Source organism: Spirosoma sp. (assembly GCF_026391055.1).
Lineage (GTDB): Bacteria > Bacteroidota > Bacteroidia > Cytophagales > Spirosomataceae > Spirosoma.
In genome coordinates this window covers 394,796-415,315 of the sequence record NZ_JAPLET010000022.1, presented here as the reverse complement: position 1 = coordinate 415,315, position 20,520 = coordinate 394,796, and the positions used below count along the sequence as shown (strand labels likewise).

19 protein-coding genes are annotated in these 20,520 nt (G+C 51.7%); 4 read left to right on the top strand and 15 right to left on the bottom strand.

Going from position 1 to position 20,520, the window contains the following annotated elements:
• Positions 1–19: 19 nt before the first annotated feature.
• From NT073_RS16870 to NT073_RS16845, 6 genes are all read right to left on the bottom strand, one after another.
• Positions 20–3,382, bottom strand: coding sequence for a UvrD-helicase domain-containing protein (locus tag NT073_RS16870; RefSeq protein ID WP_297375687.1), 3,363 nt, complete (start codon positions 3,380–3,382; stop codon positions 20–22).
• Between the two features lie 139 nt (positions 3,383–3,521).
• The gene (locus tag NT073_RS16865) at positions 3,522–4,052 is read right to left on the bottom strand and encodes a hypothetical protein (protein WP_297375685.1); all 531 of its coding nucleotides are present in this window, start codon (positions 4,050–4,052) and stop codon (positions 3,522–3,524) included.
• Positions 4,053–4,131: 79 nt separating this feature from the next.
• The gene (hisC, locus tag NT073_RS16860) at positions 4,132–5,256 is read right to left on the bottom strand and encodes a histidinol-phosphate transaminase (protein WP_297375683.1); all 1,125 of its coding nucleotides are present in this window, start codon (positions 5,254–5,256) and stop codon (positions 4,132–4,134) included.
• A gap of 104 nt (positions 5,257–5,360) precedes the next feature.
• Positions 5,361–6,143 carry a LytTR family DNA-binding domain-containing protein gene (locus tag NT073_RS16855; protein ID WP_297375681.1) on the bottom strand — a complete coding sequence of 261 codons (783 nt, stop codon included), beginning with the start codon at positions 6,141–6,143 and terminating at the stop codon, positions 5,361–5,363.
• On the bottom strand, positions 6,140–7,312 hold the full coding sequence (locus tag NT073_RS16850) for a histidine kinase (protein ID WP_297375679.1): 1,173 nt from the start codon (positions 7,310–7,312) through the stop codon (positions 6,140–6,142). Before NT073_RS16850 ends, NT073_RS16855 begins: the two co-directional genes overlap by 4 nt.
• A gap of 150 nt (positions 7,313–7,462) precedes the next feature.
• Positions 7,463–8,434, bottom strand: a complete 972-nt coding sequence (locus NT073_RS16845) for a sensor histidine kinase (RefSeq protein WP_297375677.1) — start codon at positions 8,432–8,434, stop codon at positions 7,463–7,465.
• A 237-nt stretch (positions 8,435–8,671) separates the two neighbouring features.
• Between NT073_RS16845 and NT073_RS16840 the strand changes: the two genes are divergently transcribed.
• Entirely contained in the window at positions 8,672–9,247 is a 576-nt protein-coding gene (locus tag NT073_RS16840; protein ID WP_297375675.1) for an isoprenylcysteine carboxylmethyltransferase family protein, read from the top strand.
• A 148-nt stretch (positions 9,248–9,395) separates the two neighbouring features.
• Here NT073_RS16840 and NT073_RS16835 read toward each other — a convergent pair whose 3' ends face one another.
• Both NT073_RS16835 and NT073_RS16830 read right to left on the bottom strand, forming a co-directional pair.
• Positions 9,396–9,833, bottom strand: coding sequence for a hypothetical protein (locus NT073_RS16835; protein WP_297375672.1), 438 nt, complete (start codon positions 9,831–9,833; stop codon positions 9,396–9,398).
• 116 nt (positions 9,834–9,949) lie between these two features.
• Entirely contained in the window at positions 9,950–10,729 is a 780-nt protein-coding gene (locus NT073_RS16830; protein ID WP_297375670.1) for a hypothetical protein, read from the bottom strand.
• Positions 10,730–11,067: 338 nt separating this feature from the next.
• On the opposite strand from NT073_RS16830, the gene NT073_RS16825 reads away from it, so the two are divergent.
• Positions 11,068–12,414, top strand: a complete 1,347-nt coding sequence (locus NT073_RS16825; RefSeq protein ID WP_297375668.1) for a histidine kinase — start codon at positions 11,068–11,070, stop codon at positions 12,412–12,414.
• Between the two features lie 36 nt (positions 12,415–12,450).
• On the opposite strand, the gene NT073_RS16820 is transcribed toward NT073_RS16825, so the two are convergent.
• The 7 genes from NT073_RS16820 to hisG form a co-directional block, all read right to left on the bottom strand.
• A complete protein-coding gene (locus NT073_RS16820; protein WP_297375666.1) occupies positions 12,451–12,984 on the bottom strand; it encodes a GNAT family N-acetyltransferase in 534 nt (177 codons plus the stop codon).
• Positions 12,985–12,989: 5 nt separating this feature from the next.
• Positions 12,990–13,496 (bottom strand): peptide deformylase, encoded by a 507-nt coding sequence (locus NT073_RS16815; RefSeq protein ID WP_297375664.1) that lies wholly within the window; start codon positions 13,494–13,496, stop codon positions 12,990–12,992.
• Complete coding sequence (locus tag NT073_RS16810) at positions 13,493–14,677, bottom strand: aminotransferase class V-fold PLP-dependent enzyme (protein ID WP_297375662.1); 1,185 nt, start codon at positions 14,675–14,677, stop codon at positions 13,493–13,495. The genes NT073_RS16815 and NT073_RS16810 overlap by 4 nt, the downstream gene beginning before the upstream one ends.
• Positions 14,678–14,834: 157 nt before the next feature.
• The gene (locus tag NT073_RS16805) at positions 14,835–15,074 is read right to left on the bottom strand and encodes a hypothetical protein (RefSeq protein WP_297375659.1); all 240 of its coding nucleotides are present in this window, start codon (positions 15,072–15,074) and stop codon (positions 14,835–14,837) included.
• The gene (locus NT073_RS16800; RefSeq protein WP_297375658.1) at positions 15,071–15,310 is read right to left on the bottom strand and encodes a hypothetical protein; all 240 of its coding nucleotides are present in this window, start codon (positions 15,308–15,310) and stop codon (positions 15,071–15,073) included. The genes NT073_RS16805 and NT073_RS16800 overlap by 4 nt, the downstream gene beginning before the upstream one ends.
• Before the next feature lie 35 nt (positions 15,311–15,345).
• The gene (gene hisD, locus NT073_RS16795) at positions 15,346–16,635 is read right to left on the bottom strand and encodes a histidinol dehydrogenase (protein WP_297375656.1); all 1,290 of its coding nucleotides are present in this window, start codon (positions 16,633–16,635) and stop codon (positions 15,346–15,348) included.
• A gap of 84 nt (positions 16,636–16,719) precedes the next feature.
• The gene (hisG, locus tag NT073_RS16790) at positions 16,720–17,580 is read right to left on the bottom strand and encodes an ATP phosphoribosyltransferase (RefSeq protein ID WP_297375654.1); all 861 of its coding nucleotides are present in this window, start codon (positions 17,578–17,580) and stop codon (positions 16,720–16,722) included.
• Between the two features lie 403 nt (positions 17,581–17,983).
• Here hisG and NT073_RS16785 point away from each other — a divergent pair, with 403 nt between their 5' ends.
• Complete coding sequence (locus NT073_RS16785) at positions 17,984–18,568, top strand: 7-carboxy-7-deazaguanine synthase QueE (RefSeq protein ID WP_297377043.1); 585 nt, start codon at positions 17,984–17,986, stop codon at positions 18,566–18,568.
• Positions 18,523–20,499, top strand: coding sequence for an OmpA family protein (locus NT073_RS16780; protein ID WP_297375652.1), 1,977 nt, complete (start codon positions 18,523–18,525; stop codon positions 20,497–20,499). The genes NT073_RS16785 and NT073_RS16780 overlap by 46 nt, the downstream gene beginning before the upstream one ends.
• The last annotated feature ends 21 nt before the right edge of the window (positions 20,500–20,520 follow it).

Genomic DNA, 20,520 nt, shown 5'->3' with positions numbered 1-20,520 from the left:
TTGTGAGTATCATACATTCTTACACCACCTTCACTACATCGGGCTCGTCAGCCAGATACACCAACCGGCCTTCTACTTCCGCAAACCCCATATCCCGGTACAAACGGGTAAAGTACTTCAGGGTGTCCGTTGGGGAGTACGTTTTTGCCGATTCTGGTTCCAATGCGGGTACAGCCTCTGCTTCCGGCGAAAGGGCTTTCGACTCATATTGCACGAGCACGATGTGCCCATCAGGGAAATGCACCACCCGGTGCGGGGCGCCGTGTACCCGCTTATTACTTAGAATGCTGCGATCTGTATCGATCCGCAAGGTAGAATCGAACAGGGCTGATAAAGCGGGATGCGAAACAATGCCCAGCAGACTTTGCTTTAGTTCGCCACATTCTACCTGCCGGACGAGCCCTTCGCTAACGAGTTGGCGGAGTACTTTGTCGATGCTTTCGGCACCCCTGATCAGACTGAGTGCCGCGCAAAGCTTACGGTCGCGTTCGCGAGTGCGCTCAAACGTAGCAACATCGAACATCCGGTCGGCCTGACGGCGAAGTTGTAAGTCCTGTCCCCGGTGCCCGCTGACGATTTCGTCCAGTACGATTTCATCAAGGGAATCATCAGCTTTGTGATGAGGGAAATAATCGGCGCATAGGCTGATCTGGTAACTAAATACACCTTCCTGCCAGGCACAGCCGCAATTACGGGCCACTTCGCTATCGCGCAGAAACGCATTCAGCCAGTGGCTAATGGTGTTTTGCTGACCTTTACTGAAATCCTTTGCTTCACTAATGACGTACAACCGATCCGTTGGGCGGGTGAAGGCCACGTAGAGCATATTCATATTTTCCAGAAACGTCCGCGTCAGTTCCTCTTCGTACTGAGCCGCTACAACAGCCGGAGCACCCCGCAGTTTACTGGTCGTATTGGCAGGCGCCGATAACAACCGGGTCAGCTCCCCGGTGCTGTTTTCGTGCGTCAGTATATCGCTCCGAATACTGCTCAGATCGAGCCAGATAGTACTGTCGTTGATGGGCTCCACCCGCCAGTTGGCGAAAGGGATGATAACCACCGGAAACTCAAGGCCTTTGGATTTGTGAACGGTTTGTATACTCACCGCATTGCGGGCGTTTCCCTCTACCGAAATCTTCTGCCGAACCCCTTCCCAATACAACAGAAAGTCGCTCAGGTGGCCACTCCGCTTCTGATTAAACGCCAGTACTTCGTCGAGGAACCGAAAGAGGAACGGGTTATGCTCCGCCTGATTGAACAGACCGAATTGAGCGGTCAATCGCTCGGCCAGCTCGTATGGATTGAGTTGCCCGAGCGCATACGGGTCGAGGGGATAACCTTCTTCGGCCAGGTAGGCGTAGAGTGCGTCGATATCGCTCTCCGCAACAGATCGAAGTTTGGTGGTAAGCGTATTGTCTGGAAAAATATCCTGTACTACCCGATGGAACAGATACAGCAATTCATAACGAAGCAGTTTCTGGTCGGGCCGTTGCAGCAGTTGCATGAGCGTAACCAGCCACTTGACCGGATCGGAAAACTCCAGCGACAGCGAATCGGCCGACACGAGCGGTATCCGCCTGGCATTTAGCTCGTTGGCGAGTGCTTTTGCGTGCGATTTTTTCCGGCACAGGATAGCGATGTCACCGTATTTGTACCCGTCGTCCAGGGCTTTATTCAGGTGCTCCATCGCTTTTTCGAGCATCTGAGCGGTCAGGTCTTTATCCGTCGCTTCGTCTTTGGCAACGAAGTCGATCTGCACATGCCCGGCTAGATTGGCCTTAGGCTGCGCTTTCTGGTGAAACAGTTTCTGACTGTCGAATACATCGGTCAGCTTCGGGTGTTGACTTTCAAACTTACGGGCGGTAAACTCAAAAAAATCGTTGTTGAAGCGAACGATGGGTTCGGCGCTTCGCCAGTTGGTATCGAGCAGTTCGTCTTTCAGATGCCCATCGAGCATGTCAATGCGGTCGGCGGTCCAAGAACCGGGGTTATGCGCCTGTTTCAGTGTATCGAGGTCTTTGCGGTGCAGGGCAACGATCTGGTCCATGTCGCCCCCCCGGAAGCGGTAAATGGCCTGTTTACCGTCGCCCACGGCCAGATTGAAATGGTCGGCACCCAGGGAGTTCTCGATAAGCGGCAACAGGTTGGCGAATTGCAGGCGTGACGTATCCTGAAACTCATCGATCAGGATGTGGTTGTATTTTGTACCCAGCCGCTCATACAGGAACGGCACCGGTTCCGATGCGACAATATTCAGAATCTTTTTATTGAATTCGGAGATGTGAACCCGGCCGTCTTTTCGCAGCAGATCATCGAACTCAAGGCGCATTTGCTTAAGCAGAGCCAGTTTCTGCAAATGGGGCAGCAGGCAATCGAACAGGGTTACCTGATGGTTGCTCTCCTCCCGGATACGAAGTATTTCTGAGATACACGCACCTAATTCTTCGGCCATGTTGTCGATCATGGCTTGCACGGGAAGCGGTGTCTTTTTGGTATACCACTCCTTATTCGTCAACGCGTTGCTGACGCGCGTACCGGCATCTTTATGCGCGTTTCCTTCGGCAACTGCTTTCAAAAAGCCCCCAACGCCACTGGCTCCGTAACTGAAATCTTTTTCGTCCAGCCCCGCATCCGTAATCAGTTTCCAGGCGCGCTGCCCCTGCCCGATGATGTCCGTTTCGATCTGCTGGTTGTGGTTCAGTAACTGAGCACGAATGGCACGCAAGGCTCCCGGCGATAATTTCTGGGCCGCATTGACAGCTTCATAAAACTGATCGGAGGTGAGGTTTCGGCCAAATTCTTTCAGCAATTCCGGAAGCTGGTTCCAGCTTTTGCCTTCAGCGGCCGTGTGGGTATAGTACTCGCTCAAGATGGTCGTAATTTCTTCCATCTCATCGGTACCGGCCTTTTCAATGAGGTTGTCGATGGCCAGTTCCAGCACTTCGTCGGTGTCCATTTCGACATCGAAGGAATAGGGCAACCCCAGCTCATCCGTAAAGGCCATCACAACTCGCTGCGTGAAGGAATCAATGGTGGTTACGCTGAAATCGGCATACCGGTGCAGAATCGTTCTGAAAACGGTAGATGCCTTTTTGCGCAATTCTATTTTCGTTTCGTAAAACGATTCAGCCCCCGACTCGATACCATAGAGTTCAGTGACCAGAACATCAAGCAAGGGGGATTCTTTTTCACCGGCCATCTCGGACAGGTTTTTCAGAATCCGGTTCTTCATCTCGTTGGCAGCTGCATTGGTGAACGTCACGGCAAGAATCCGGCGAAAATAGTCGTCCTTCTCACCGGGCCGCAACGCCAGCTTCAGGTACTCTTTCGTGAGCGTATAAGTTTTCCCCGACCCAGCCGAAGAACTGTATATTTTGAACATGGGTGTTTTTTAGGGGTGAGGAGTTGGGAGCGAGGATCGGACCGCCGAAGCGGTGAGAGCCATCCGGCGGTATTTATGACGCGTCAGCCCTCCTCACCGCTTCGGCGGTCCGATCCTCGCTCCCAACTCCTCACCCCTTCTAAAAATTATACCGCAACCCGATTCCTGTATTCAGGCTCAGGAAGAACGGCGCTTGGAGCAGTTCGACATAGGCACCCGTTTCGAGGAAAAACGAATAGGGCTTGTTCACCGGAAAATATTCGAGGCCGCCAATGCCTGAACCACCCAACGACAGTGTATTCTGGTATTCGCCATTAAGCCGGAGCGGGTACGTGCGTCGGTTGTTGATCTGGCCCCCAAAACCATAATAGGCCCGTAAACTTTCACTTTTAGTAATCGCCGTATGCCAGAGATAATGTCCCTGAATGGTCAGCCCAACCGTTTTATAGTCGCCGGGGCGGTAACTGCGTTTGGTGCCGTATAGCCCACCATAGGTACCGATGTTCAGGTCGAAGGCGTGGTTATTGCCAAAATATTTGCGGATGTTCACGCCCGATGGTTCACCCAACCGGACGCCCACCGACCAGTTATTGTATTGTGCCCGAGCCGTAGTCGGCACTGTTAGCCAGCCCAGTATACCCAGTGCCGCAACCAAGATTAATTTTCTCATAAAGCTTTTAAACGTTCATCCTGCTTAGACCATCCTTTCTACCTGACGTAACAGGATCAAGATTTACCAAACAGACAGCCTACGCGTTTGATACAAGTTCGGGCCGGGTGGCGTCATCACCCGTGCCGAGGGGCAAATCAGTTGCCGGGGACACGTCGTGAATTTGCCGGAGTACAGCCATCAACCGCTCGTTTTCGGTCGATGTACCCACCGAAATACGCAGACAGCCGTCGCAAAGTTTCACGTTTGACCGATCACGAACAATAACCTGCTGCTCAATGAGGTATTCGAAGGTCCCTTTGGCATCGACAAATTGAACAAGCAGGAAGTTGGCATCCGAGGGGTGTACAACCTGCACCATTGGCAGCGCCCGTAATTCATCGGCCAGCGACTGCCGTTCGGCCAGGATCTGCGCCACCATACCGTTCTTTTCCGATTCGTTGCCCAGGGCTTCAAGAGCCAGGGCCTGCGTAGGCGCGGAGATGTTATACGGAGGCTTTATCTTGTTCATTATTCGAATCAACTCCTCCGAGGCAAAGCACATACCGAGCCGCAGTGCCGCCAGTCCCCAGGCTTTCGAAAAGGTTTGCAGCACGACCAGATTCGGGTAGTTATCCAGCTCGCTGGTCCAGGACGGCACATCAGCAAAGTCGATGTACGCTTCGTCAACAATCACCAGCGATTGTTGAGCCGCATCAAGGATTGTCCGGATGGACTCAGGCTGAAGCAGGTTACCCGACGGATTGTTGGGTGAACATAACCAGATCAGTTTCGTGGTATCGGTAATAGCGGCCAGTACGGCATCGGTATCCACCAGAAAATCGGCGGTCAGGGGGACTTTCGTAACCTTAACGTCGTTAATTGCCGCCGACACTTCGTACATGCCATAGGTTGGCGGCATAATCAAGATAGAATCCGTACCCGGCGTACAGGTAGCCCGAACGAGGAGGTCGATGGGTTCGTCGGAGCCATTACCCAGGAAAATCTGCTCTGGCCGAACGCCCTTAATGGGAGCCAGCCGTTGTTTGATGGCCCACTGGTGCGGGTCGGGGTAACGGTTATAGTTTCCGGTGGTGGTGGAACCCAGCGGATTTTCATTGGCATCAAGAAATACCCCCTCTTTACCGGTATACTCATCGCGCGCGGAGGAGTAAGGCATCAGGGTAAGAATATGCGGTCGGAGGAGGTTGTTGAGACTAAACATGGGCGTTCTATCACGTAAAAGAATGACGCAAATATACCGCCTTCCTACTGACCTAACCAGTTTTGACCACAAACAAGCTCAACCATGCCGAACAAGTTTCGGCGTCATTTACCCATCCACTGCTTAAAATCACTTACTTTTTCGCGACTGACAAGGGCTTCTTTGTCAAAAATAGGCTTTAGTTGCAAAGCTAGCCGATTACCGAAATAAGGCTGTATCTGCTCTACAGCCTGATGCGTCACGATAACCCCCCGGTTGATCCGGAAGAAACGGGCCGGATCGAGGGCGTCAGAAAGCTCATCGAGAGTGTAATCGACCAGAAACTTCTGCCCGGTATGCATGGCAAAAAAACTATAGCGGTCTTCGGTATAAAAATACGCGATCTCGCCCACCTCTACTGAGAGCATTCGCTGGCCCTGACGCACCAGAAAGCGCTGCCGAAAATCGCGCGATACCTGACTCTGAAGCTGCTGCAACAGCTTTTCAATATTCAGGCTCGGCGTTTCAGTCGACCGCTGGCGCAGATCCTCATATTTTTTAAGGCTACGCTGCAAATCTTCCCGTTGCACGGGTTTCAGCAGGTAGTCGATGCTGTTGACCTTAAAAGCCTGAAGGGCGTACTCATCATACGAAGTGGTAAAAATGACGGTGCTACGCACGGTGGTACGTTCAAAAATCTCGAAACTCTGTCCGTCGGCCAGTTCAATATCCAGAAAGATCAGGTCAGGTTCGGGCTGGCCCGTTGTCCGCAGATTTTCCAGCCAGTCGACGGTATCATCAATGCTGGCGGTTACGCCCGCCACGAGCAGATCGGGCGCTACTTCGGTCAGCAATTTCCTGAGCTTGCGTACTGCTAGTTCTTCATCTTCAACAATGAGGGCATTCATAAGTTCGTTTGCGTTTTTGTCAGTAGAGGTAAGGTAACTGTAAAGTAGTCTGGACCGGCAGCAATGGCCAGCTGAGGATAGCCCAGCAACTGGTACTTTGCCTGAATATTCATAAGTCCGGATTGAGTGGATTCGAACCGGTTGAGGCCCGACCGGATGTTCTTCCGCTGTAGGTTATTCCGGACGATGAGCTGTCCGGCTTCAGTAGTCAGAATCTCGATTTTCAGTGGCTTGCTCGCCAGAACGACGTTGTGTTTTACCGCGTTTTCGACCAGTAACTGGAGGGTAAGCATCGGAATTCTGTGCTGCCGGTATCGCTCATTGACCCGAATGGTCAGGTCCAGTCCGGCCCCGTGTCGTGTTTTAAGCAGGTGATAATACGACTCAATAAACGTCAGTTCATTATCCAGCGAGGTTAGTTGATCGGCATCCTCATCGCCGGAGTCTTCTTCAGCAACTCCCATAGTATCACCCCACCGATTGGCTGACGATAAAGTTGACGCCCTTGTATTCGTCTGGAGCATGTACCGGTATACGCTGGCCATTTCATTGACAAATTGCTCAGCGCGCTGGGGTTCGTCGGCAATCAGTGAGGACAGTGAGTTGAGGCTATTGAAAAGAAAGTGCGGATTGACCTGACTTTTCAACCCCTGTAACTGGCCCTGCAGGTTTTCCTTTTTGAGTTTCTCCTTGTTCATCTGGTGCTGTTGCCAGCGGTAAAGCGAATAGGATGTTTCGTAGATACCAACCAGTAGGAGAATAGCGATGAAATCAAAAATATAGACGCTTGATACGCCTTCGTAGGTAAGCTGCGAGCTAAAAGGCCGGTAGTTAATGAAATACCAGGTATATAGTAGCAGAAACGAACCCGACAGCCCGCAAAACGCAGCGACGGTCAATCCCGCCCGAAGCACCGTTTGCCGCAGGCTGGGATACCGATGGGCAATCGCATTGGCCGCCCAGTCGTGGGTCACAAAGGCAACTGTCGACAGGAGCCAGATGAGCAACGTAGCCCCTGTGAACGATTGCCAATGGCTGATGTACGACTGCCCAACGAGCAAATAACTGATCAGCGGCACAAACCAGGGCATCAGCAGCATGTATGACCACATCCCACGGGTCGTCAGGCGAAGCCAGCGACGAATACGGTCAACATGGGTCTTTTTCATGGATGCTCTGGTTAGCTTATCGAATCAAATGCTGCTGTTGGCTCGGTCTGGATTCATACAATAACTAAAGATAGACTCGCTGCTTGAACAAGGCGAGCCGGTGTTACTTCAACTGGCATAATTACGGGATAGACTGTAACCGGAAGCCCCTCAGCCGGGACCACCCAATGCTATCCGGTTAACCTTTTGCTGACGGTTGCTGGTCACCTGCATCCACCCTTCGGTTGTGATCTCAATTCGAATAATCAGCGGATCATGTGCCGACATCCTGTTTTGTTTAATGGCGTTATCAATCAAGGATTGTATTGTTAAGGGTGGCAGGTGGTAATTGGCTAACGGTATTTTTCGCAAGTCGGGACGTTCGATCTGAAGGCTCTGCCCGTACCGGATGTTGAGAAGGTCGGCATACGAATCAATGAACTCCAGTTCTGCCAGCAGGGTTACCAGTTCCCCCGACCCAGCCGTTGCTGCCGCATTCAGCTGCCGACCGGATTGCAGCATGTACCGATATACGAAGGCCAGTTTATCGACAAACGCTTCTGCGTGCCTGGGTTCCTCACGGATAAGGCCAGCGAGTGAATCGAGGGCATTGAACAGGAAATGCGGATTCAGCTGACCTTTCAATGAATCGTATTGCCCCTGGATAACATCACGCTGAAGCTCTTCGTCCTCCCGAAGGTCTTTGTTCCACTGGCTGTACATGTATACCAGGCCTAGTACCATACACAGAAATACCCCAAAGAGTAACCCCAGCACCAGAACCGGCCGAATGACAGGCCAGATAAACTGAGTTCCCGTTAGGGGTACCGAGCTATACACCCAGACATCCAGACAGGCCAGTAAGCCTGTCAACGCACTCACCACGGCCAGCATAACCAGCATCCGGCGCAGCGTCTGGCTGGCCGTCGGGTAACGTTTAATAACAGCCCTGATGGCTATTGTAAGGGCTACAACAGATAGCCAGTAAAGCCCAAACACCAGACACGTTCCTACGATAAAAACCAGAAGATCGGTAAAGTAGCGGGTACCGATGATGTAGTAATTACCAACGGGAAACAGCAGGGGCATCATAAACAGATGATACCACCACTCGTATGTCGAAAAGAAACGAGGTCGGTGCATTACCCTTACAAGATGCTTTATCCAGTTGGTACGGCAGCTCATCATATAATGAATGCCGAAACTGGCTTATATGTTGGGCATTCCTGACACGAGAACGTACGAACTGCGGAAAATTTTGACTGAACTGTAAAAAATAGCGTATGAATTGTTTTGTTCTGCCTTTAGCAGGTAGCTATTAGTTAATTCAACTATCCACAGAGGAACTTATTCCTGCCTGATACTTCAATTCATTTGCGTATGACTGCTTACATCCTCATTTGCTTAAGCTGGGCAATATTTGGCGCATTTCATAGTCTTACAGCCGCTCACTGGTTTAAAAGCCTGTTCTTTCGGTACATAGCCCAACCCTATTATCGGCTCCTGTATAACGGGCTGGCCATATTCACATTTATCCCCGTCATACACACCCTTCGCCTGGCACCGGCCGAGCCTGTTTACGACTGGCTCGGCTCCGTCTGGATTGGCGGTTATTTGATAGCCGTAGGTGCGTTCCTTGCCCTTGTTGCCCTGCGGAAATATGATCTTGCCGAATTCATTGGCTGGCCTATTAATCACCCTACAGCGACCAACGGTCAATTACAACAGACTGGCCTGTTCAAATACGTTCGGCATCCCTTGTATCTGGGTACCCTCATCAGCTTAGCCGGACTTATTGCGTTTCAGCCCTACTGGAAGAATTTACTGTTTAGTCTGGCAGCCTTCGGGTACATCCGGATCGGTATTTTTTATGAAGAGCGTAAGCTGGTTGAAACCTTCGGATGGCAGTATATACACTACAGGCAGCGAGTTCCGATGCTCGTTCCCACCTTTTAGGCCCAGGAACGCGCGACTGAAGTGTCGTACGCACATAGTTCATCCGGGAAAACCAGGTAGCTATCAGGCGAATACAGGAAATAAAAATCACGACTGCATTTAAAAACAAAGCTTCTCCCCTACTACAAGGGAGAAGCTGGTGCTGAGGTTACTTCGTGGCAGAGAGGGTAAATACCGTACCGGCATCATCTTCACCTTCAATACTGATTTTACTCCCGTTGATCTTTGCGATAGTATCTCCGTTGTAATGCAGTTCGATGGTTCCACTGGCAGATTCTACCACATCTACATCCTTAGCAGCATCATCGGCAAAGGTTTCGTTTGTGGCTTTGTGAACGATAGCCAGCTGAATAGCAACCGTTGTAGGTGTTTGCCGGGTCAGCGTGATGGTTCCCTTCAGGTTCGTATCGCTGGCCGGATAGGTTTTGCCCTCTGTTTTAAGTTCGGAGTAGGTATACATCCCGGCTACCTGTGTCCCTAAATCGGGCGTTGGAGCGTTATTGTCGTCTTTCTTACAGGCTGTTACCAAAGCGGCCACCAGCAGAATCAACAAGGCCGAAAAACGAATATCAATAATATTGTTCATGAGTATTTGTTGTGATAAATTAAAAAGAGGAAGAGTTCAGACCGGAGACTTGATTCGGCTCAGGGTACCAAGCGCCCAAGTCTGTTGAACCAGCCACGGAGGGGGTTCATTCGTTCTTAAAATTTCGCGGTAAGACCCAGTTTGAGCGCCGAAACGCCATACCCTACTTCGGCAAAGGCACCGATCTTCGGGCTGAACAGATAACGCGCACCGGCATGAATTCCCAGCCATAAACCGCTGTTGTAGCCGCTGCCGTAATCGCTATAGCTATAGCCGAACGAATCACGATAGCTGGCATGACGAAAACCCAGCGAGGCACCGATGTACGGATCAAAATTAGGGCTCTCCACCTTTAGAGCATCGCCCAGGTGGTATGAAACGCGGCCACCGGCGTAGATGAATGTGTAGCCACCAGCGTAATAGCCGTAGTTATAGCGGAAATAATCGACAGAGCCGCCAATAGATACGTTATTCTTCAGATCAACTTCGGCCGATACGCCTAGCGGTAACCCGCCACCATAATACGTTGCCAGGCCAATACCGGCATTTATGTAGACGTGTTTGTCCCCGTCAGTTTTTACCGGTGCAGCCGGACCCTTGTGAGTAGCTGGTGATTGGGCTACCGATTGCGAATTGGACTCTTTTTGGCGGGCTATTACGGGTGCAGGAGCCGCTTGTTCTACGGGTACCTGTATCGCGGCATCTGGTTTGGCGGTTGCTGTCGTTGGCGTCGCCGTTGTTTTTTTCGGCTGACCGGCCGAAGTCCGCGCCACTGTTGAGGCTGGTCTGGTAACCGGCTTGGCGGCTGTACGCCGGACGGGCTGTTGTGCCGAAGCGGGACTAAAAGAAAGGGTAAAGGCAAGAGCAATCAGAGAAAATCGGGTAATCGTTTGCATGATTGATTTGTTGTTTCTGTTTTTTTGAAGAACGATGCAAACGTACGATATGCCCCGGCGGGTGAACCAGAACCGGCTGCCTGAACCGTAGAAACAGCCGCATGAATTGCGCCGGGAGCCTAGTGAAGTGACGATATATTCAAACAAAATCCGCCCTGATCGGGTAACCGAGCAAACCTTAGCAGATTCAGAGTAACACTCTAAGCGTATAGCTATGCCGGTTCACCCTTAAAATATGCCGTTCGTAAAGTGTAATCTCCACTAAATAGAGAGATTAAATCAAACCAGATCGATATATCTATATTTGCTTATCCTCTTTAGCCCTTTCTATCCGATCAATGACCTACGAAGCACTGTCTCCGCTCTTTCTGGGTATGGTCCTGGCCATGCTATTGACAAATACGGTACAGTGGTTTATGTACCGGGAGCGCATCTACGGCATCTACTCATTATACACAATAACCTGGGCGATATATTTTACGATCAATCATTTTGATCAGCCCCTCAACATTGCCAATTTTGAGAAGCTTCTCCTCTCCTACTCGGGCTATATCCTTTACCTAGAATTAGCCAAGATTTTCCTCAACCTTCGCGAGAGGCCCAGGTTTCTTCGCTGGGTCACCGTTGTTCAGGGCCTGTTGGTAGGTTACTGCGTTATTAAAACGTATATCTATCTGTTCACCGACTTCTGGCAATCGCCCGTGCACCAGATTATGCTTCAGCCGGTACGCTTTGCCCTGTTAGGCGTTGGGAGTTATATCGTCTATTCGTTTTTCAGGTCGACGGACATGGTGGCCCGTTTTTTCGTGGCCGGAACAGCTTCCCTGCTTCTCAACCATTCCATCACAACGCTGCTACTGTTGAAATCGCCAGCCCTCAACCAGCAGTCGCTGTTCTGGCAGCATCCTGATTTGTACGTTCAGACGGGGGTAGTGCTGGATCTGATCTTTTTTGCGTTGGGCATCTCCTACCGTCACCGTCGGGAAGCGGTCAATAAGGCGGTCGTTGAAAAAGATCTGGAGCGGGAGCGCGAACAGCGCCGTCGGGAGTACCTCGAAGCCGATCTGGCCCTACAGCGGATGCACCAGGAGAAAACAGAAATGCAGATGCGGGCTTTACAAAGCCAGATAAATCCCCACTTTCTGTTCAATGGACTGAATACGCTTTCGTCCCTGATCGACGAAGACCCGAATCAGGCGGGTGAGTTTGTAAATGAGTTATCCAAAGTATACCGGTACCTGCTCCGCAGCAATGAACATGAGCTGACAACCCTGAGCATTGAACTGCGGTTTATTTCATCCTATTTTCATTTACTTAAAACCCGCTTTGGCTGCTCCGTCAGTCTGGATATTGACGTCGATGAGGCCTACCAGGAAGCACTTTTACCTCCGCTAACGTTACAATTATTGGTGGAGAATGCGGTGAAACACAACGTCGTCATCGCACAAAAGCCGCTCAAAATCCGGATTCGAACAACCCCTGACAATGTCCTGATTGTTGAAAACAGCCTGCAACGCAAAACGCTGCGGGTCGAATCGAACGGAGTAGGGCTTTCCAATATTGCCGTAAAATACCAGTTACTTAATCAGCAACAGCCTGTCATTCAGGAGCACGAAGGCTGGTTCCAGGTGAAGCTCCCGTTACTTTTTGCCGCCCAACCCGTTTCGCTGAAAGAGTTTTCCTGAACTACATCGACCTGGTACCTGCTATCCTTACCTGGCTCAAAGCATCTGCTGCATGGTTACCATAGGCCGGTATTCTTCCCGCATGGCCTCGAACGACAGTTTAGATGTGCCACACAATAAAAAGCCCATCCGCTGGTAAAACGCAATGGCATCCTGGCTGCTTTCCATGGCTTTAAGCCAGACAACCTGCCTGCCGATCTGCCGGGCATGGTCAAGCACAAACTGGACAATTTTCGTACCGATGCCCTTTCCGGTTACTGTCTTTTGCAGGTAGATGCGCTCCAGTTCAAGGGCATTCAGGGACGGCTCACAGGGCGATGGTTTTAGCCGGTTCAACTTCAGAAAGCCAATAGGCTCTTCATCAAGATGAATCAGGTAAAAGCGGGCATTTTCGTCAAGCAGTTCCTGCGCCAGAGCCTCGGTGGTGAATGAACGAGCCAGGTACCAGGACCCGGCATCGTGCCATAAGTGCAGATAATGATCGCAGTAGGCCCGGATAGCGACTTCAGATAGACGGGAAGCGTCGGCTACGGAAAGGACTTCGTAGCGAAGCGTTTGTTGGGAAACCATGGTATTTACAAGTTGGTACGGGGAGTAGGCCGCCACTGAAAAGCCCGTTCGTCGATGGCCCGCATGGTGCACAGGACTCCGTTCAGATGGTCGTATTCGTGCTGGATCAGTTCAGAGATGCGCCAGTCGGTCACGTCCCAGGTATGAGTTTGCCAGTGTTCATCGTGGTAGGTCAGGGTGAGTTTTTTATGCCGCCGAACCCGTACAAGCAGGTTCGGAAAACTCATGCAGTCATCCCAAAGCTCATCGGTTTCGTCACTCACCGCAACCAGCTCCGGGTTGATGATGACCTGCGGGCGGTCGACGTTTAGATAGATCAACCGTTTCATGATGCCCAGCTGGGGCGCTGCAATGCCCCGGCCAAACTGGTATTTGGCCCGAATTTCTTCCATTACGTTGTGAAGATCCGCCACCCAATCCGGTACCAGCGGCAATTCAGATTCGAATACGGGTTCGCAGGTTTCGTACAGGCGCGGGTCGCCCAACAGCAGTAAGTCGGCAAGATGTTTCATCTGAGGGCGTTACGCAGGGTATCAACTAACCTGGCAATTTCTTCGTCGGTATTATAATAATGGGGAGAAATGCGAAGGGCCGCCGTTCGCATGCCTTTACGGGCATAATCCAGAATCGCGGCCCCGTATGTACTGATCGATGTATTGATTTGCCGGGCCGACAAAGCCGCTTTTAGCTCAGCAGCTGGTTTGTGTTCACAATACAGGATAATGATACTGGAAAGCAGGGCCCCTTCATCCAGCAACCGGACACCCGGCAACTGGGCCAAATGCGTGCGTAAAGTGGCACACAGAGCCGCATTCCGTTCAGCAATAGCGTCCAGACCAACTCTAAGGGTGTATTTATGGGCTTCGGCAGCGCCCAGGACCAGTGCATACGGAAACTCCCAATCCTCAAACCGCTTTGCTGTCGGCTCCAGCCGATACGCATCTGCCGATTCCCATTCTGCCCCGTGCAGGTCAATGAACAGGGGTGCCATGTTGGCGGCCAGCACCTTTTCCGAGACGTACAGAAACCCCATGCCCCGCGGTCCGCGCAAAAACTTCCGACAGGTAGCGGTCAGAAAATCGCACTGGATCCGGCGTACATCAACGGGCAACTGCCCCACGGACTGGCAGGCATCCACCAGATAAAGTACGTCATTTTCCCGGCAAAGCTGCCCGATGGCTTCGACCGGCTGTACCAGACCGGAGTTTGTCGGCACGTGTGTAACGGCCACCAGCCGCGGGTGCAGGGCTTTAATTTTATCGGCCATATCGGCCACCGAAACGCCCCCGTTGCCCTCATCAGCCGCCCGGACGATCCTGATACCGTAGCGTTTTTGCAGCGACAGAAAAGCGATCTGGTTAGATACGTAATCGTTGATGGTTGTGAGAATTACATCCCCCTGCCGAAACGGAATCGAAGATAAGGCGCGGGCGTATGAGTCGGTCGCATTGGCCGTTGCCGCAATATGATCGGCCGTTGTGTTCAGCAAGTCGGCGGTGGCGGTATAAAATTCCTGAATCGCTTCCTTCTGGGCTTCGGCGGCTTCATAACCGCCAATCTCCGCTTCCAGATTTACATGGCGGGTAATGGCGTCGATAACCGGTTGCGGCATGAGTGAAGCACCCGCATTGTTAAAATGACTAACGTGTCGAACACCGGGAGTATCTGCCCGTAATGTGGTAAGGTCAAGCATGAACTAGGGAAAGGAGCGCTTATAAAATTGATTCCAGTGGGATAATGGCCAAATTAGAAATGTCAGCAAAGTCAGCCGTATTATGGGTTAATATTGGCTGTTTGTAGAGTAACCCTGTGGCAGCAATAATTGAATCGCCCAATGAACGTTTTCTTTGCTAACGAAGGCGAATGGCTTCTTCGTTAATGATTTCTGCACTGACAGGCAAAATCTCAACACTGCTAAAGAAAGCTTCAAACATCAACTTATCTTTTGCACTCATACGACTGTAGCCAAGTACTTCAAGCATAGAAATCAATGAAACACGAACGATGTTCTGATATGCCTGTAAATACCGGGCAAGGCCTATGTAGTTAGGTTGGGCTGAATAGATGACAATATTGCTGTCTAAGATCATTCTTCCCGACGGTCAAGCACCCGGTCCCAACTACGAATCTCCCGTTGCCACTCTGCCGGATCGCCATAAGATTCTCCGGCCCCGCCCGACTGAATAACTTCCTCCAGAACCTCAGCTAATGTTGGCTTGACTGGGGTTGGCTTTTTCTCAATTAAACGGCCAGACAGCTTGGGCAGCAACTGCATCAGCAACGCTTCATCTTCTGGGGTATCTACTTCAATGACTAGCTGGCTCATCTTTTTTTACCCGTTTAAGTAGCAAGATAACAAAATCAGGCCGGATTGACTTCGGCCAGGCTTGCCATTCGCAGGCTGACGGCGCGTTTGTGGGCGTCGAGCGATTCAGCTTCGGCCATGGCTTCCACGACCGGACCGAGGTTTTGAATACCTTCCGGCGTGATGTGCTGAATAGTGATCTTCTTCACGAAACTATCCAGCGATACCCCGCTGTAGGCTCTCGCAAATCCGTTTGTGGGCAAGGTATGGTTGGTACCCGACGCATAATCTCCGGCCGATTCGGGGGTGTAGTTGCCCAGAAAAATAGAGCCCGCATTAATGATTTTCTCCGCAACGGCTTCGGCATTTTCGACGCTCAGAATCAGGTGTTCGGCGGCATAAGCGTTTAACAGGTCAATGGCATCCGCTTCCGTATCGACCAGAATTGCCTTGCTGTTCTCCAGCGCTTTGGCGGCCAGTTCGCGACGAGGCAGCCTGCTCAACTGCGTGGGCAGCACCAGATTGACCATCGAGACGAGTTTTTTGCTGGTCGATACCAGCAGCACCTGACTATCGGCACCGTGTTCGGCCTGCGAGAGCAAGTCGGCGGCAACGAACGACGGTACCGCTGAGTCATCGGCATAGACGGCCACTTCACTGGGTCCGGCGGGCATGTCGATGGCCACACCTTCTTTGGCAACCAGCATCTTGGCTGCCGTCACGTATTGGTTACCGGGCCCGAAAATCTTGTACACCTGGGGTACCGACTCCGTTCCGTAGGCCATAGCCGCAATGGCCTGTGCGCCCCCGATCCGAAACACCTTCGTGATACCAACGAGTTTGGCCGCGAAGTAAATGGCCGGGTGGTTGCTGGGCGTGCAAAGCACCACCTCGCGGCAACCCGCCAGCTGGGCCGGAATACCCAGCATGAGCACCGTGCTAAACAGGGGGGCTGTGCCGCCCGGTATGTACAGACCTACTTTTTCGATGCCAACACTTTTGCGCCAGCAGACGACCCCCGGCATGGTTTCAACTTTTTCGATGGGCTGCTTTTGCCGCTCGTGAAAAAGCCGGATATTCTGGTACGCCTGCCGGATGGCCTCCTTCAACACGTCGCTCAGTTGACTCTCGGCAGCATCGAGTTCCGAAGCAGGCACCTCCATCCCCTCCGCCGACAGGTCGACTTTATCAAACTTCTGAGCCAGCTCAACCAGGGCGGCATCTCCCCCGGCGCGAACCTGAGCAAGAATTGGCGCTACTACCGCTTCAATCTGTTGTGTCGACTGCACCGGGCGAGCCAGCAGCGCAGGCCATTCAGCACGGTCGGGAAAAGGGATGATGTTCATGTTTTTAGAAGCGAGGAGTAAGGAGGTCTTAAGCGTCAGCAAAAAAGAATGCGTCAGCCCTCCTCACTCCTACTTACTTATAAATTAATAGATCATTTTCTCAATTGGGATTACCAGAATACCTTCGGCACCAGCGGCCCGGATGGCTTCGATATTTTCCCAGAACTCATTTTCGTTGAGCACCGAATGGACCGAGCTCCAGCCTTCGGTAGCCAGGGGCGTTACCGTTGGGCTTTTCATGCCGGGAAGTAAGGCCGTTATCTGATCGAGGGCGTCGTTTGGTGCATTCAGCACAATGTATTTGTTGTTTTTTGCCGCCTGTACCGACTTTATCCGGAACAACAGCTTATCGACCAACGCCTGTTTGCCCGCGTCAAGTTCCGGACGGGCAATGAGGATGGCTTCGGACCGGAATATCGTCTCAACTTCCTTCAGTCCGTTGCTGAGAAGTGTACTTCCAGAGCTGACAATATCGCAAACGGCTTCGGCCAGCCCGATACTGGGCGCAATCTCAACGGACCCGCTGATCTCGTGAATTTCGGCCTTTACGCCTTCGCCCGCCAGGTAGTGACCCAGCAAATTGGGGTATGAGGTAGCAATATTCTTACCGTCCAGATCCTGAATACCGGTCCATTCCGTACCGCGCGGTATGGCAATGGACAGACGGCATTTGGAGAAGCCTAATTTATGAACCGTTGTTACGGGCCGACCCGTTTCTACGGCTACGTTCTCACCAACGATACCCAGATCAGCCACGCCATCTTCCACGTAGCCGGGAATATCGTCGTCGCGCAGAAACAGGAATTCGGCCGGGAAGTTCGATGAAACAGATTTTAGTTTACCGGTGCCGTAATCGAAACGAATACCACATTCTTTGAACAGCTGGTACGAATCTTCGCTCAGCCGACCGGATTTTTGCAGGGCAATACGTAATACAGAGGACATTACTTGATGTATAATGGATGATGTATGATGTCTGTCATACAGCTCATGACGCCATTCGTACTTGGAAAGGCATCAGGAATAGGTGAATTGATCTGGGAAACAAAAGTACGCGACAAACGGGGAAGGAGATGTTGGCAGCCCGATATATTGGCTCAGAAGCCGCCATGATGGCGACGATGTCGAAAAGGAGAATGGGTGGCCCGTTGGGAAATCATGCTGCAAAGATACGGGAGAAGCAATAAACTCATAACAAATCCCTCAAAAGAACTCATTATCCCTGACCGATTAGGCTTCGGAAATCATTCAGGTCTACGAAGGAACTCCCTATCTTTGTAGTATGGTTTTGACAGAGGAACAACAAACTAAACAAACAAACAACCGGTCCACAATTGCCCTGCCCGTAATGGAAGCTTTTTACACCATTCAGGGGGAGGGAGCACATACGGGGCGGGCGGCTTATTTTATTCGGCTCGGGGGCTGCGATGTAGGCTGCCACTGGTGCGACGTAAAAGAGTCCTGGGATGCCGATGCTCATCCAAAACAGTCTATTGATTCGCTGGTGCAGGGTGCCCTGCAATACCCCGGCCGGATGGCGGTAATAACGGGTGGCGAACCCCTCATGCACGATCTTACCGCGCTTACGGAAGCTCTGCAAACGGCTGGCTTCAAGACAAACATCGAAACATCGGGCGTTTGTCAGACGGTGACGGGTTCGTGGGACTGGATCTGCTTCTCGCCGAAGAAGTTCAAGAAGCCAAATCCAGCGATCTATGAAAAAGCCGACGAGCTGAAAGTAATCATCTATAATCAATCCGATTTTGCATTCGCCGAGTCGTTCGTTCCGTATTTACGACCCGATTGTAAACTCTTTTTACAATCCGAATGGGGTCGTTCCAATGAAATGCTGCCTCGCATCGTTGATTACGTAAAAGATCATCCGCAATGGCAAATATCGTTGCAGACACACAAGTTTCTGAATATACCCTAAAGGGCTTTCACAGCTGGAGCCGGGGCCAAAAAGTAAAGCAATTAGCCTTGATCGCTTTACTTTTTGCCTCCTGCCCTTCTCTCCTCGCTCAGTCGACCAAGGCTAAGGAATTATTCGCTCAGTCCATCAAACTCTTTGGAGAGCGCAAAGCCAGAGAAGCCATTCCATTTATGGAACAGGCTATCAAACAGGACCCGGATTTTACGGATGCCTATATTAAACTGGGACAACTGTACGAGTTCACCCGGCAGTATGAACCGGCGCTTTCGGCCTATCGCAACGCCGTAAAACTTCAGCCCGACAGTCCGGCTTCCGGTGCGGCCTACCAATCGCTGAGCAATACACTACTGCGGTTGGGTCGCTATAGCGAAGCACTTCCGTTTCTGGAAAAATACCAAACACTTTTTGCCCCCCAGTCGGCACAGGGAAAACGGATTGCCCATCAATTAGAAACGGCCCGTTTTGGCCTGGAGGCCATGCAGCACCCGCAGGCTGTTGATCCAAAGCCGCTGTCGTCCGTGCTGCAAACAACACCCTCTCAGTATTTCCCGGTCCTCACGGCCGACGAACAAACCATCGTTTTCACCGCCCTCAAGCCCGAAGGCGACGAAGACCTGATGACAGCTACCTTCAACGGGGAAACCTGGTCTCCCCCGGTTTCGCTGGCAGCGAGCATTAACACTCCCGAGAACGAAGGCACGGCCAGCCTGTCTGCCGATGGGCGAACGCTGGTGTTTACAGCCTGCCAGGGCCGGAAAGGGTTTGGCAGTTGTGATTTGTACGTAAGCCGCAAAACAGGTAACGACTGGTCAAGTCCGGACAATCTGGGGCCAGCCATCAACACCCGCTATTACGAATCGCAGCCCGCTTTATCGGCAGATGGCCGACAATTGTATTTTGTGTCGGACCGGCCGGGGGGTAAGGGTCGGCGGGACATTTGGCGCAGCGCCTTAGGTACCGATGGCAACTGGACCGAGCCGGTCAACCTGGGTGAGCCGGTCAACACCAGTGGCAACGAGGCATCTCCTTTCCTTCACGCCAATGGCCAAAGCTTATTTTTTGCTTCAGAAGGCCATATTGGTTTGGGCGGGTACGATTTATTTGTGGCCGACAATGGCCCTGCGGGCTGGTCGACTCCGGCGAACTTAGGTTATCCGATCAACACGTCCGAAGATCAGGCATCTCTGTTTGTTACCGCCAATGGCACCCGGGCTTATTATTCGTTTGAGGAACAGAAAGACGGCATTTCGCAGAAGTCCCGGCTGTACACCTTCGATCTTCCCGAATCGTTGCGGGAGCGTGTGCGTCCCGTAAGTTTTTTGAAGGGAACGGTTGCCGATGCAAAAACAAAAAAACCATTGGCCGCTACCGTCGAGTTGATCGATCTAAAAACCAATCAAATTGTTTCGCAGGTAAAGGCCGATGCCCAAACGGGTCAATACACAGCGGTATTACCCAGCGGGGGCGAATATGCGCTTTATGTAAGTGTGCCGGGGTATCTGTTTAAAAGTCTGTCCTTCGACTTTACCCAGAAGACCAAAGGGGAAGGCCTAACACTGAGCGTCCCCCTGGAACCCGTAACAACTAGTGCGTCGGCGAATGAGACGCTGAACAACCTTTTTTTTGAGTCGGGGCGGTACGATCTGGCAGAAAAGTCGCGTACCGAACTGGACCGTCTTTCTGTATTTATGCAGTCTAACCCAACGGTAAGCGTTGAAATATCGGGGCATACCGACGACAAGGGTGATGCAGCCGCCAACCTGGCCTTATCGCAGAAGCGGGCGCAGGCAGTGGTTACGTACCTAACGAAAGCAGGCATCCAACCGAGCCGGATCAAAGCAGTTGGTTACGGCAAAACCCGCCCGCTAGTACCCAATACTACCGATGAAAACCGTCGGCTCAACCGCCGGATTGACTGGCGAGTGCTGTAGGGATGCTTGCCATAACATACA

Coding starts and splice junctions, on each gene's coding strand:
- NT073_RS16865 (WP_297375685.1), bottom strand. CDS start 4,052: ATGAGAAAATTAATCTTGGTTGCGGCACTGGGTATACTGGGCTGGCTA.
- NT073_RS16815 (WP_297375664.1), bottom strand. CDS start 13,496: ATGAAACATCTTGCCGACTTACTGCTGTTGGGCGACCCGCGCCTGTAC.
- NT073_RS16835 (WP_297375672.1), bottom strand. CDS start 9,833: ATGAACAATATTATTGATATTCGTTTTTCGGCCTTGTTGATTCTGCTG.
- NT073_RS16855 (WP_297375681.1), bottom strand. CDS start 6,143: ATGAATGCCCTCATTGTTGAAGATGAAGAACTAGCAGTACGCAAGCTC.
- NT073_RS16780 (WP_297375652.1), top strand. CDS start 18,523: ATGGCAAATATCGTTGCAGACACACAAGTTTCTGAATATACCCTAAAG.
- NT073_RS16785 (WP_297377043.1), top strand. CDS start 17,984: ATGGAAGCTTTTTACACCATTCAGGGGGAGGGAGCACATACGGGGCGG.
- hisC (WP_297375683.1), bottom strand. CDS start 5,256: ATGTTTAGTCTCAACAACCTCCTCCGACCGCATATTCTTACCCTGATG.
- NT073_RS16805 (WP_297375659.1), bottom strand. CDS start 15,074: ATGATCTTAGACAGCAATATTGTCATCTATTCAGCCCAACCTAACTAC.
- NT073_RS16850 (WP_297375679.1), bottom strand. CDS start 7,312: ATGAAAAAGACCCATGTTGACCGTATTCGTCGCTGGCTTCGCCTGACG.
- NT073_RS16825 (WP_297375668.1), top strand. CDS start 11,068: ATGACCTACGAAGCACTGTCTCCGCTCTTTCTGGGTATGGTCCTGGCC.
- NT073_RS16810 (WP_297375662.1), bottom strand. CDS start 14,677: ATGCTTGACCTTACCACATTACGGGCAGATACTCCCGGTGTTCGACAC.
- NT073_RS16830 (WP_297375670.1), bottom strand. CDS start 10,729: ATGCAAACGATTACCCGATTTTCTCTGATTGCTCTTGCCTTTACCCTT.
- hisD (WP_297375656.1), bottom strand. CDS start 16,635: ATGAACATCATCCCTTTTCCCGACCGTGCTGAATGGCCTGCGCTGCTG.
- NT073_RS16870 (WP_297375687.1), bottom strand. CDS start 3,382: ATGTTCAAAATATACAGTTCTTCGGCTGGGTCGGGGAAAACTTATACG.
- NT073_RS16800 (WP_297375658.1), bottom strand. CDS start 15,310: ATGAGCCAGCTAGTCATTGAAGTAGATACCCCAGAAGATGAAGCGTTG.
- NT073_RS16845 (WP_297375677.1), bottom strand. CDS start 8,434: ATGCACCGACCTCGTTTCTTTTCGACATACGAGTGGTGGTATCATCTG.
- NT073_RS16840 (WP_297375675.1), top strand. CDS start 8,672: ATGACTGCTTACATCCTCATTTGCTTAAGCTGGGCAATATTTGGCGCA.
- NT073_RS16820 (WP_297375666.1), bottom strand. CDS start 12,984: ATGGTTTCCCAACAAACGCTTCGCTACGAAGTCCTTTCCGTAGCCGAC.
- hisG (WP_297375654.1), bottom strand. CDS start 17,580: ATGTCCTCTGTATTACGTATTGCCCTGCAAAAATCCGGTCGGCTGAGC.